The 11,866-nt window shown below is 47.9% G+C and carries 17 protein-coding genes and 1 tRNA gene; 7 read left to right on the forward strand and 11 right to left on the reverse strand.

Annotation, left to right across the window (positions count from 1 at the left end; genetic code table 11):
- Positions 1-3: 3 nt before the first annotated feature.
- On the forward strand, positions 4-867 hold the full coding sequence (gene lgt, locus HYW32_00400) for a prolipoprotein diacylglyceryl transferase (protein MBI2589483.1): 864 nt from the start codon (positions 4-6) through the stop codon (positions 865-867).
- Here lgt and HYW32_00405 read toward each other — a convergent pair.
- Genes HYW32_00405 through HYW32_00440 form a run of 8 tightly spaced genes read right to left on the reverse strand, consistent with a single transcriptional unit; the run spans position 836 to position 6,390 of the window.
- Positions 836-1,675, reverse strand: a complete 840-nt coding sequence (locus HYW32_00405) for a polysaccharide deacetylase family protein (protein ID MBI2589484.1) — start codon at positions 1,673-1,675, stop codon at positions 836-838. The genes lgt and HYW32_00405 overlap by 32 nt on opposite strands.
- A gap of 38 nt (positions 1,676-1,713) precedes the next feature.
- Positions 1,714-2,289: a cob(I)yrinic acid a,c-diamide adenosyltransferase gene (locus HYW32_00410; GenBank protein ID MBI2589485.1), complete on the reverse strand. Its 576-nt coding sequence runs from the start codon at positions 2,287-2,289 to the stop codon at positions 1,714-1,716.
- Between the two features lie 10 nt (positions 2,290-2,299).
- The gene (locus HYW32_00415) at positions 2,300-3,694 is read right to left on the reverse strand and encodes an NAD(P)/FAD-dependent oxidoreductase (protein ID MBI2589486.1); all 1,395 of its coding nucleotides are present in this window, start codon (positions 3,692-3,694) and stop codon (positions 2,300-2,302) included.
- Positions 3,695-3,733: 39 nt separating this feature from the next.
- On the reverse strand, positions 3,734-4,435 hold the full coding sequence (locus HYW32_00420) for an NAD(P)H-hydrate epimerase (protein ID MBI2589487.1): 702 nt from the start codon (positions 4,433-4,435) through the stop codon (positions 3,734-3,736).
- A gap of 2 nt (positions 4,436-4,437) precedes the next feature.
- Positions 4,438-5,265: a metal ABC transporter permease gene (locus HYW32_00425; protein ID MBI2589488.1), complete on the reverse strand. Its 828-nt coding sequence runs from the start codon at positions 5,263-5,265 to the stop codon at positions 4,438-4,440.
- On the reverse strand, positions 5,234-5,854 hold the full coding sequence (locus HYW32_00430) for an ATP-binding cassette domain-containing protein (GenBank protein MBI2589489.1): 621 nt from the start codon (positions 5,852-5,854) through the stop codon (positions 5,234-5,236). Before HYW32_00430 ends, HYW32_00425 begins: the two co-directional genes overlap by 32 nt.
- Positions 5,851-6,027, reverse strand: coding sequence for a hypothetical protein (locus tag HYW32_00435; protein ID MBI2589490.1), 177 nt, complete (start codon positions 6,025-6,027; stop codon positions 5,851-5,853). Before HYW32_00435 ends, HYW32_00430 begins: the two co-directional genes overlap by 4 nt.
- Before the next feature lie 12 nt (positions 6,028-6,039).
- The gene (locus tag HYW32_00440; protein MBI2589491.1) at positions 6,040-6,390 is read right to left on the reverse strand and encodes a phage holin family protein; all 351 of its coding nucleotides are present in this window, start codon (positions 6,388-6,390) and stop codon (positions 6,040-6,042) included.
- Between the two features lie 160 nt (positions 6,391-6,550).
- Here HYW32_00440 and HYW32_00445 point away from each other — a divergent pair, with 160 nt between their 5' ends.
- The 3 genes from HYW32_00445 to HYW32_00455 all read left to right on the forward strand — a co-directional run bounded on the left by HYW32_00445 (position 6,551) and on the right by HYW32_00455 (position 7,754).
- Entirely contained in the window at positions 6,551-6,808 is a 258-nt protein-coding gene (locus HYW32_00445) for a GIY-YIG nuclease family protein (protein MBI2589492.1), read from the forward strand.
- Between the two features lie 43 nt (positions 6,809-6,851).
- Positions 6,852-6,926 (forward strand) — tRNA-Asn (locus tag HYW32_00450).
- 279 nt (positions 6,927-7,205) lie between these two features.
- Positions 7,206-7,754, forward strand: coding sequence for a 2'-5' RNA ligase family protein (locus HYW32_00455; protein ID MBI2589493.1), 549 nt, complete (start codon positions 7,206-7,208; stop codon positions 7,752-7,754).
- Between the two features lie 75 nt (positions 7,755-7,829).
- On the opposite strand, the gene HYW32_00460 is transcribed toward HYW32_00455, so the two are convergent.
- Positions 7,830-8,156, reverse strand: coding sequence for a phosphodiester glycosidase family protein (locus HYW32_00460; protein MBI2589494.1), 327 nt, complete (start codon positions 8,154-8,156; stop codon positions 7,830-7,832).
- On the opposite strand from HYW32_00460, the gene HYW32_00465 reads away from it, so the two are divergent.
- Positions 8,146-8,346, forward strand: a complete 201-nt coding sequence (locus HYW32_00465) for a hypothetical protein (GenBank protein MBI2589495.1) — start codon at positions 8,146-8,148, stop codon at positions 8,344-8,346. The genes HYW32_00460 and HYW32_00465 overlap by 11 nt on opposite strands.
- A gap of 172 nt (positions 8,347-8,518) precedes the next feature.
- On the opposite strand, the gene HYW32_00470 is transcribed toward HYW32_00465, so the two are convergent.
- Both HYW32_00470 and HYW32_00475 read right to left on the reverse strand, forming a co-directional pair.
- Positions 8,519-8,911: a transposase gene (locus HYW32_00470; GenBank protein ID MBI2589496.1), complete on the reverse strand. Its 393-nt coding sequence runs from the start codon at positions 8,909-8,911 to the stop codon at positions 8,519-8,521.
- A 51-nt stretch (positions 8,912-8,962) separates the two neighbouring features.
- A complete protein-coding gene (locus HYW32_00475) occupies positions 8,963-9,124 on the reverse strand; it encodes a hypothetical protein (GenBank protein ID MBI2589497.1) in 162 nt (53 codons plus the stop codon).
- A 165-nt stretch (positions 9,125-9,289) separates the two neighbouring features.
- On the opposite strand from HYW32_00475, the gene HYW32_00480 reads away from it, so the two are divergent.
- Together HYW32_00480 and HYW32_00485 are read left to right on the forward strand one after the other, a co-directional pair.
- Entirely contained in the window at positions 9,290-11,467 is a 2,178-nt protein-coding gene (locus HYW32_00480) for a hypothetical protein (protein ID MBI2589498.1), read from the forward strand.
- Positions 11,468-11,701: 234 nt separating this feature from the next.
- Positions 11,702-11,866, forward strand: a 165-nt coding sequence (locus HYW32_00485; GenBank protein MBI2589499.1) for a helix-turn-helix domain-containing protein, incomplete at its 3' end; no start/stop codon positions are given.

Here is an 11,866-nt window from a genome sequence, read left to right on the forward strand (position 1 = left end):
AGTGTGAAGGGTAGAGTAGACTGGAGATTGCCGGGCATTGTCGTTTTAGGTTTGATTGGTTTCTTATTTCTACGAGAGGCGTTTGCGGGTCGCCTAACGCTTAATCCAATTGCTCTCTCTTTCGGCACGCTTGAGATGCATTGGTATGGATTAATTATTGCTGGGAGTCTAGCTCTTGCTTTTCCCTGGGCAATGCATCGCGCCAGACAACGTCAAATTCAGTTACACGATGCAGAAATTGTTTTTATGCTTGCCATCCTCGGCGCCATCCTCGGCGCGCGTTCAGTTTATATAGTGCAAAACTTGCCATACTACACCGCACATTTAGGAGAAATTCTAAATTTGACGACAGGCGGCCTATCTATCCACGGAGCGTTGTTTGGTGGACTAGTTGCCGGAGCTCTAATAGCCAAAAAACACTCTCTCCCGTTTTGGAAACTGTCTGACGCGGCGATGCCAGCGCTCCTCTTGGGAATGATTCTCGGTCGATTTGGTAATTTTACCAATGGAGAACTTTTTGGCCCGCCAACAAATCTACCTTGGAAAATGTTTGTCCCCCTCTTTGCTCGTCCACCCGAGTTGGTCGATGTTCAATTTTTTCATCCAAGTTTCCTCTATGATGCTATGCTTAATGCGTTCGTATTGATTTTGCTTTTGAAGAGTGAACGCAAAATGCGTTTTTCCGGCGAGCTGACGCTCTGGTTTTTTGTCGGCATTTCAGTGACGCGGTTTGGGGTTGAATTTTTTAGATTAGGCGAGTTGTCTTCTATACATCTCACGAGCGCTCAATTAATAAGCATACTCTTGAGCCTGGTTGCTTTGACGCTCATTGTACTCACTCGCCGGAAGGCGAAGACGAGTCTGTAGCGCCTGCCTTAAGGAGTTCGATCTTTCTAAGAACATCTTCAGCCGATTCGCCACCTCGCACGTTGATTCTTGGCAAGGTAAGATGTGAATCCGCTAAGCGAGCAACACCTGATTCAGTTGTGACACCCAAACGGTAACCCACGAACTCGGCCATGCGTAACGTGTCATCGTCGTAGCGACCTGATGGGTAAGCAACTGAAACGACTCGATCCCCGACCAGTTTTTCGAGTGTAAAACGACTTTCTAAAAGCTCGGCCTGCAAGTCGGCGCCTTCAATTGTTTCAAGATTAGTATGCGTCACTGAATGGGAGCCAATCTCAATTCCGGCCCGAGCAATTTCAGTCACTTGCTCGGAGCGCATGTACCGTCCTTCTTGATCGTCAAGAAGCCCAGAAATTACAAAGATAACTGCTTTTAGACCACGTCGTGTGAGAGCGGGGAAGACCTGTTCGTAAAAGTCGCGATAGCCATCATCAAAAGATAGAATGATGCTTTGGTCGTCAATTTTACCCGCTAAGAACTCTCGCGGGGTAACGGTCTTAAAACCGGCTTGTTGGAGTGCATCGAGTTGGCGGGCAAACTCGACTGGCGACACGGATAAACGATAGCCGGCCGGGTCTTGTTTGGCGTTAATTTCGCGGATGTAGTGATAAGTAAGAATTGGAACAGGAATAGTTCTGACACCTTTCACGGTCGTAGAAATTTTGTTTAAAGTATCTGAAAAAACGGTGCCAGTCTCTTGAAGCGGCGCTGGCAGAGCGCGTCGCATTGGATTTCTGAAGAGTAAAAAGCTGTAGGCGAGGCTCACAGAAATCAGTATCACGCCCAGAACAAGACAGCAATTCCTCATACATCTGTCGAACTTTTAGTCTGCCAGACATGTTCGGGCACGTCCTGATAGGCATTGATCCAACGCGCTGATGCAAACAGGAGATCTGATAGTCGATTCACGAACGTTAAAATACTAGTCTCGATACTAAAAACTGATTGTAAAATGACAAGGCGTCGTTCAGCCCGGCGAATGATTGTTCGAGCGAGATGCAGGGCGGCGCCGGTTGCGCCTCCGCCTGGCAAGATAAACGCTTGGATGCTTGGCGCATTGCCGTGATACTGGTCGATCAGTGTTTCGAGTTCATTGATTCTTTCAGCGCGCGTGCACAGAGGCTTGATGGGAAATGGCGAAGCAAGCGCCGCTCCTAATTCAAAAAGCTCGTGCTGAATGCGAATGAGTTCTTCTTTGAAATTGATTATTAACGATGAAGCATTTTGATCGTTAAGAGTTGAAATTGCCCAGCCCAGAGCCGCGTTCGCTTCGTCAAGCGCGCCCAAAGCATCAATGCGGTAATCGGCCTTACTTACTCGTTCGCCGCCCAAAATGCCGGTTGTGCCAGTATCGCCAGTTTTAGTGTAGAGATGCCCCATCTTATACATTCTACGTTCGTGACTTTAATGTCTGGACGGCTCGATGCGCGGCAGAGGAGATTGCTTCAGAGTAAGTTGGGAAGGCGTGGATAAGATCAGCAATCTGCCGGACATCTGCCTGAACTTTCATTGCTAGGGCCACTTCATGAATGAGCTCTCCTGCGCGTGGCGACACAATAGTTGAGCCAAGAATTTTTCCTTCTTGCGGATCAACTAAAAGTTTTACAAAACCTTCACCGGTTCCATCTGTCAGAGCGCGCCCGAGGGAGTTAATATCAGCCCGCGCCACAAGATGCGGACGATGCTTCGCCTCAAGTTCGGCTTCTGTAAGCCCGACACTGGCAAGTTCGAGATGAGTAAAGACGACACGTGGCACAACTGTTAAATCAAGGCGGCGTTTTTCTTTTTCAGCCACATTCTGACCAGCGATCATTCCTTCGTAATGGGCGGTATGTGTGTATTGCATACGACCCGTTACGTCGCCCGCCGCCCAAATATTCGGTACCGTTGTGCGCAGATGCTCATCAGTTACGATTGCCTCATCGGTTGTATGAACACCAATTTTTTCAAGCCCCAATGCGTCGATGCTTGGTTCTTGCCCGCTCGCTAACATAAATTGTTCAGCAGAGTACTCCTGAATCTGCCCATTCACTCGACCGCGCAGGCTAATTATCTCCTGTTCACTGGCGACATTTTCAATTAAACAATTAGTAACAATGGTTACGCCAACACGCTCAAATTGGTGAGTGATCAATTGAGCCGCTTCCGCATCTTCTCGAGGTAAAATTCTTCCCTCGCGTTGAATTAAAGTGATATCGACTCCGAAAGCGTTCATCATTTGAGCATATTCAATTCCAACCGGCCCCCCGCCTAAGATAATGAGAGAATTAGGGAATTTATTAAGTTTCAGAATTGAGTGGCTAGTTAGATAGTTAATCTTTTCTAGACCCGGAATGAGCGGAACACGTGGACGAACGCCGGTGGCAATCACAAATTGGCGAGCCGAGAGACGATGATTTTCAACATCAAGTGTATGGGCGTCGATAAAACGAGCGGTGCCCTTAACGAGAGTAATGCCTTGAGCATGAAGCTTGTCAGCAGTTAGGTGGCGTCCCCCAGTTTGTCGAACTATGGTTTCCAGGTGGGCTCGAATCGATCTAAAGTCGGCTTTAACCGCCTGTGCGCCGAGGCCAAATTGATCGGCGTGTTGAATAAGCGTGTAGAGTTCAGCCGATTTCAGCAAGGTTTTAGTTGGAATGCAGGCAAAGTTCGGACACTCGCCACCTAGATAGTGAGCGCGTTCAATGAGAGCGACACTGCCGCCGCGCGCCGCAATTTCTTGCGCGGCCGCCATGCCAGCCGCGCCTGAACCAATAACAACCGCATCAAAAACATCGGTATTCATCATCTCTCCAACTTAAACCATTTTATCAGAGGAAATTCATTAGAGTGGAATTTCAAGGAGCGGACTGTTTTCAAAAATCGGTGGCGTCAAGCCGACACGTTGCCAGAAAGAGGTGGGAAAGGAGAGATCGGCAAGGAGGAGTTTGCCAACCAAATTCTTAGCAAACGGCTTCATGAGGCCGGTTTTAGCATAGCCAAGAGTAACCGTAGCGTCGGCGCGAATGACCGGTTGATCGGCCTTGCCACTCGTTGGGTCGAGACCAGAGGGAATATCGAGCGCGAGAATTGGCACGTGCAGTTTCAAGGCGCTTTGAATTAGTTCTGCGACTTGACTTTTGGGAGTGTCGTGCAAACCGGTCCCGATCAGACCGTCGATTACAAGATCGGCGGGTGGCGTTAGGGCGCCAGGATCGAAAATACGAATTCCGAATTGTTCTGCCATCTGGAGTTGGTCGTGCCCCATCACATTCAACTCCTCCCGATTTTTTGCCAAGAGAATTGTGACCTCACTGCCCCAGTGCGCCAAACGTCGAGCGGTTGCGATGGCATCGGCGCCATTGTGACCCGCGCCGGCCATGACCACGATTTTTTGATGGGAAAGTTTGCCTAACATTTGTTTTATCTGCTCGACAATTGCAAAAGAAGCAGTTTCAATCAGCACTGGCAAGCTAAAGCCAAGTTCCTGCGCACACTGGCGTTCCAGAACCGTGAACTGTGCCGGTGTTAAGGCGTTAAAGGGCATAGTTAATTATGTTCCGGATTAAGGACGGGGCGCAGACTTAGCGCCAAGATGAAAAGTGCGCTTGCAGCCAGCACGATCGTTGGTCCGGTTGGCGTATCGAAGATAGCGGAGAGCACAGGCCCGATCAAGGCGGCGACGATGCCAACAAAGACACTCCCAGTAATTAATTCTCGCAGTGATTTAGCGATGAGATAACTCGTTGCCGAAGGAATTAGAAAAAGCCCGGAGAGCAGAATAATTCCGATCAATTTAATGCCGAGCGCGATCATAATCGCAACCACGATGCCGAAAATTGTATCGTTCCGGCGAACCGGCACACCCTCAACTTGAGCCAGGTCGGGATGAATAATTTCAAGAACGAGCTGATCGGAAAGTTTTGCCAAGCTGATGAGTGAAAATAAACCCGCTATGCCGATCACCCAAACATCGAGAGTCGATAAGGCGAGGATATCGCCAAACAGTAAACTGAAGAGGTCAATCCGAACGTTTTCAAGGAAGGTTAGGAGAAAAATGCCAAGCGCCGCCACAGTTGCAAACAAAACACCTAAAATTGTATCGAAAGAGAGGCGGCTTCGTTTGCGAATTTCAAGCACTAAGATACCGACTCCGATTGCGAATAAAACCGAACTTAAGCCTACATCTAATCCGAAAAGCACACCTAACGCCACACCAGTGAAGGCCGAGTGAGAAATCGTATCAGTGTAAAAGCTCATCCCGCGCATCTGAATAAAACTTCCAATCACGCCGCCGATCACGCCAAGGATCACGCCAGCTAGAATCGCTCGTACGAAAAATGGTTCAGTGATGAGTGTGGTCAAGGGTAAGATCATGGAATTTCTTTCCCAGTGAGCGGGTATAGTGACGCAATTCAGCGGTGTCGTGGGTGACAGTAATTATACTGACATTGTGTTCGGCGAGCAGGTGAAGAAGAAGATCAACGATTTCGGTGCGGCCGAGCGCGTCGATTCCTGCCGAGGCTTCATCGAGCACGAGAAGTTCTGGGTTGCGAGCTAGGGCGCGTGCGAGAACAACACGTTGCAATTCGCCGCCCGAGAGTACCGATAAGCTTCGATCGAAGAGTTGATCAATCTTAAGTTCACTACAAAGTTCGCTTGTGGGATGCGAAAGTGATGAGAGAGAAAAAAATTCACGCACTGTTAGTGGCAATGTGCCTCGAAAGTTGAATCTTTGCGGCACATAGCCAACTGCTTGAGCTGGAAATCGGTTCAGGCGTTTCTTGCGATACCAAAGCTCTCCTCGTGTTTCGAGCAAGCCAAGCATGCCCCGCAGTAAAGTGCTCTTACCCGAGCCGTTTGGACCGGTTATCGCCAACAGCTCGCCTTGCTTGAGCTCAAATGAAATAGGGCCAACACAGGGGCGATCATTAAGTAGGACAGTGAATTCTTTAAGCTGAATCATTCGTTTTGGTCCTGAACATTGGAAAGAGAAGACGTCTTGTCAATCGATTCAATGTCGACTGTTGGTTGAAGCGAGAATTGATTCATTGAAGAATCTGTAAAGCGAAAACCAATGAGGGTTGCGATGCCAATGCCGAGAGTTACGCTTAAAGCAAGAAGCAAGAGCGGATTCACCGCATCTCCTTTTTATTTGATTCGAGTAACATCAAAAAGGGTGTTCGTAACCCAGCCAACGAGCCAAAGAATAAGCGCGGCGACCAGAGCAGTGGTGAAATTCGCGATGTCGAAACCTTCGATAAAAGAAGCCACAAACCAGAGCATAAGAGCGTTGATAACAAAGGTAAATAGCCCAAGCGTTAGAATGGTGATCGGTAGAGTGAGCAGGATCAGGATGGGGCGAATGATTGCATTGGCGAAACCAAGGATGAGTGCTGCGATGAGAGCGGTGTAGGTGCTGGCTACGACAAAGCCTGGGACAAGGTATGAGACAAGAATCAATGTCAGGGCGTTAATGAACCATCGTAGTAGTAGGAACATAGATACTCCCTTCCCCTCAGGATAGATAGTATGCCTATTGCCTTATTATGTCATTGCGCGGTGAGCCTGGCAATCCATCAACGCTTGAGCGTTGATTTACTCTCCTCCTTCTGATAACGTAACAAGCGTTGTTCTGTATGGAACATTCTTTTCGATAATAATTCCGAGTAGCGCCCCGCCAGCTGGCGGGGCAGAGCAAAAAATCTATATTGGTGAGACTGATAACCTTACTGAGCGATTAATTGCTCATAACGATCACCGATTCGGTACGAGTTATACAGCTCGCTTCGATGGTTCTTGGGAACTAGTACATCACGAACAAGTAACCAGTCGCCAAGAGGCACGGAAACGAGAAAAGCAATTAAAAAGTTATCGCGGTCGTGAGTTCATTAGAAACAAAATCAATAATTCAGGGTAGCTCTCCGCCGACAGGTGGAGGCCAGTAACTCGAAGATTCATAATCCCGGGTAGCTCAATGGCAGAGCAACTCGCTGTTAACGAGTAGGTTGTCGGTTCGAATCCGACCCCGGGAGCCAGAGATTTGAACTTAGCCGATCCATGCGGAGCTCATTGATCGGTATGGCGCAGTCATGGTCTGCGCGATCTTTGGCTACATTTACGAGACTTGTTCTAATAAGATGGAGGAGTTATGAGCGAAGAAGAAGGTAATTAGTGGGAAACGTAACCAAAATAGATGCTTAGAAAGCGTTTAAATAAATTGTCATGACGATGATTAAAACGAAATTCAATTTCTTTTAAGTACATTGGAAAATGATAGCTAAGTTGGACGGCGTTGTTTGTGTTACCGTCAATATATGAAAATTATGGCAGTTTGGGGGAAAGTTTTGCTAAAAAATGAGCCAGACTGGCTGCTTCATTTACGTGAGCGAAATAACAATTTCTATGAGTATCATGTCACACTCAAGCAACCATGTTGGATTGATGAATCTCAATTGCCCAAGATCGAACAACAGCTTAGCGACTGTTTAGCAAAATTTAAGGTCTTGGACCATTCAATCGAACTGAACTTCAATAAACTTGAAGTGGATGAAACTGATGGGATCATCTTGCTTTTCGCTCGCAATCAACAACTCATCGCGTCGTTGCAAAAAGAAATTGTCAGTTGCCTTGCCAATTACGGCAATTACGTTTCTCCAGAATCAGAAGAATACGAGGCAAATTTCAGGCCACACCTTACCTTAGCATTTGATCTATCGCCTGATGAGGTAAAAAGTGTATCCAATCTGATTCCAAACAATCCAGTTCTCAATGGAAGGATCACCCAGCTCGTCCTCTCTGCGGTCAAGGAGATCAATCCAAAGGAAGCGACCAACCCTTCAAACTTTATCATCTACAGCTTATAACTGCAGCTTATAACTGCAGCTTGGTCCGAACGTCTCCATGATATGCTCCTTAACTCACTATCACTACAGCTGTCGCTAGTGGATGATGACCAGCGCGTTCGGAATCTGTCGTCCCGGTCCGACTTTGTATGCGCCCCGATAGACCATTGCGCTCGAGCCGCCGCCATCGATATTCATGGCCGAGTCGACTCCCAATGACACCAGTATCTCCGCCAAATCCGAGATCGTTGCGCCCTGGGCAATCACCGCATAGAGTGTCTGCCCCCTTAAGCCAAGCGCGCCGCGGGTGCTCCGGGTGGTCCGCTGCTTCTCGTCGAGCGACCCCTCATTGAGGACGTTCTGTCCACCCTCGACGAGGCGTGGTGCGGAGTTCATCCCGGCCGCCAGCTGATTGCCAGGCATTCCAGCTCCCAAAATAACGCGCCTGGCCGTTGCCGAACGCGAGGAAGGGATCGAGCTCACCCAGACCGTTGCCTTCGTTGATCATGACGCCGAGGCGAGAGTTGTATACTTTCCAGAAGAACGCATTCCGTTCTTCGGCGCAGCTGGCGCCGTAGCTCGTTGGGCAGAAGTAGGTACCATTGATGCCTGAACTGGCGCCATTGTCGTTGACGTAACTCATCAACGATCGCACAGGACAGTCATCAGCACAGTCTTGATCGTTGGCGGTGTCGGTTCTTACTTGCACCGACGCGAGGTTGAAGGTCATGATATGCGCAAGGAAATCACCCCGGCTGGTTTGGACAGTTTGATGAGCGTAAGAGCTACTCGCATCTCCGCTTGGCGGGTTCGATGGCGAAGCGGCCATTGGCGCCGGGGCGGGTGGCTGGGTCTCTGGGCGGTTGGCCGCTCTGCCGGCGTTGGCGGTCTTGGTCGAGGTTGACATTGGCTAGGCTATGAACGGCGTCAACCAGCTGAATGGAACCGAACAAGATCCCTAGTCGACCGGCTTCCCGGATAATGTCTCGCAGCAAATTGTCGTAAGCCGTTTGCCCAGCGCCCGTCAGCAATCTATTTTTAAAGCGCGTTAAGCTGGAGTGGTCGGGAACAATTTCATCGACACCCAGCCCAACGAAGTATTTCATTGAGAGTGTGTCGTTGACGGCGGTTTCAGCGCGTCGTTCGCTTAAGCCGTATAGATAACTGACAAGCAACATGCGCAAGAGGACGGCGGGATTGTAGGGGGGTCGACCATCTGTCCCGCCGCCTCAGTACCATTTAAGACAGCGAGCAGTGAAGGGCGCCCAGTTGATTCGTTCTTTGGCGACGCGCAAGAAGTGATCTTTTGGGACGACCTGATCGTACAAGAATGAGCCGAAGAAGCTGTTGGTTGTGTCTAACTGGAACCGAGGTTGTGTTTGCGTGCTCATCTTAATCCTCCTTTTTGCTTTATTCGCATCATATCTGATGGACAGGTTTGGAGCTAGAGGATAACTAAGAGGGTTTTTCAACGGTCTCCGGTCATTGCTTGTAATTTTTAAGCATGATATATTTAGATTGCAAGTTTTATTTAAACTAACAATTACAAAACTATTATGCCAGAAAAACCATCAAACTTTGGGGAGCGGCTCCAGCAAATTCAGTCGGAACTTACGAAAACCCCAGAAAAACAGGCACCTACAGCCGAGGCTACCGAAAAAAATGTGGAGCAAGCTGAAGCGACTGGCGAAAGTCCAGCGGCTTTGAGAGAAAAATTTTTACGTTACAGGCAGTTACAGCAAGAAACAACTGGCTTTTCAGTTGAGGTTGAAGACATAACTTCTCAGCTTGCCCAAGGTAAGCAATTGCTTGCTGAACAAGCCAGCGCGACAGAGGGTCCGGAAAAAGCAGCGGCTTTGCAACAACTCCAAGAACTTCTCAGAGAGATGCTGACAGAATTAGAAAGGCTACAAACCGAACAGCGGTCACGAGAGCAGCTTCTGCAAGAACTGATGACTCCTGCTTTTGAAAGAGTCCTGGAACAAACGGCAAGAGCAGAAACTGCTTCGCGAGAAAATATTGAGCAACTAAGAGAACTTCTTAGTCAAGACGCCGAACTTCACTCAATTCATCGTTTAGAACTTCTAGGGAGGTTATTCGGACTGGAACCCTCACAAGACAACAAAAATGCTTTGGCAGAAGCAATTAAGACAATGGTTGCAGAGCACCATTATTACGGTAGTACAGGTAGTGAGGATGCGGCAGGAACAGCTATCTTGAAAGCAATAGAGTTATCGGATGTCCCACCTCAAGTAAAAGACCTTATTGAGCTTATCCGCCCATCTGCTGATTATCTTGGAAAAATTGGCAAACAGCAAGCAGAAACTGTTGAGAGTCTTTACACCTACAGACGAGATGCAGTCTATAAAGCACTCGCGGACAAAAATATTCGCCATACTATTGCTCAAGGTGACCCGGAAGCCGCAGAAAGAATCTTCGCAAGTGAACTAGAAGAATTGGAGCAACATCGTGACAAACTTCATACATCTGAAATTTCAAGTTACCAGCACTCAATAGTTGATTTGTATTTAAAAGCTGGAAATGTTGAAGGTGCAAGAAAGTTTGTTGCCTCTGAACAGTTTGGCGGTAGTCGTGATTATGATGCTTATGTTGCCATTTTCAAAGTCAGCGGCGATAAGGCTGATTTAGAAAATGCGCGCTCAATGCGAGTTCACTATTCACATTATAGCCAAACAGAAAAATGGCAAAAAATTGGTCAGGTTTCAGGTGAGCAAGTGGACATGGACAAAGCTAACCAAGCACTTGTAGAAATGAGCACCCAAGACCATTATCCGACAGACCGCGTGTTTAGCTTTTACGAACGAATGAACGCCCTACCGGGCATCGACAAGACAAAACTTCAGGAAATTCTGAGGGGAAAAGCCAAAGCTATGAGCCAGTTAGACCGCGCTAAGGCATATATTACAATTGCAGGAATGAGCAAAAGACCGGAAGACGAAAATGCTTTACGAGCAGAAATACAAGAAACTTTTAATCATGAACGTGAATTTGAGAGAGGTGCCAAGAGTGTTGTTTTCACGGGGCAAGAATATATTGATGATGCGGCTTCGGGATATGGTTATTTACTGAAAGACTTTTTACAATATGTGAGTTCTGACCCAGGACGATTAACACCGCAAAACAGGCAGATTGCGGAACGTTTACTTAGCCGCTATGAACAAACATACCCGATGGTAAAAAAAGAAAGTAGCCGAGCTCGTACTATGTTTTGGGGGGACATAAACGGCGCAAAAGAACGCGTTGCCTCTTTGTTTCAAACACCCGAACAGTTCCAGGCCGAGCTTGGTAGGAGCGACTTAAAAACCGTTTATAAAAAAGGCTGGGTAAAAATACAATATTACGGAAGTGGCGGACGGGTAGATGCAGACCAGAAAGCTCTTGAAGCTGTAGTTGATACCTTAAAACAAAAATGTAAAGACGCCAAAGAATTTGGTAACTACCTCGGTGATTTTATTTGGCGATTGACAAACCAAGCTAGGACCGAACAAGATTTTCGTTTTTTACAACGGATTATAGAGTCAAACAGAAGCGAAGAAGTAATTCCAGCTTATGATAATACAATGGATTTCATTCACTCACAACTTGCTAAATTTTCAGCACGCACTCATGAAGCCGACCAACACATAACGGAACTGAAAGATAACTACTGGAAAGGTTCAACAATTGCCGAGGTTGCCAAACTACGACGAGACCTCAGTCGTATGGGTGCATGATTCAATTCGCAAATTTTTGAGGGGGGGGTGGAACGGCGAGGACGGGGCGGGAATTCATTTTCCCCACACCCCTTTTTCTTCCCGCCCTGCCCGAGTGCAAATCAAAGCATTGACCGCGCCTCGCGGTTGGCCAAAACGAGGTTCATCTCCCGTGCGATTTTGAATTCTGTCTCGTTTTTAGTATGGCTAAGTTCACATTGGAATTGCAACACCTTGCATTAAAGTGCGAGGTGTATGAAACACACAACCCATCACACTCAATTAGTCGGTCAGGAGCGAGATATGATTGCGGTTTGGCGAGGTCAGGGAATGGGCATAAATGAGATCGGTCGACGGCTTGGTCGGTCGGGTTCGACCATCTCCCGCGAACTGGATCGGAACGGTCATCGGCAAGCTGGC

The organism is Candidatus Berkelbacteria bacterium, assembly GCA_016187225.1.
GTDB lineage: Bacteria > Patescibacteriota > UBA1384 > JACPKC01 > JACPKC01 > JACPKC01.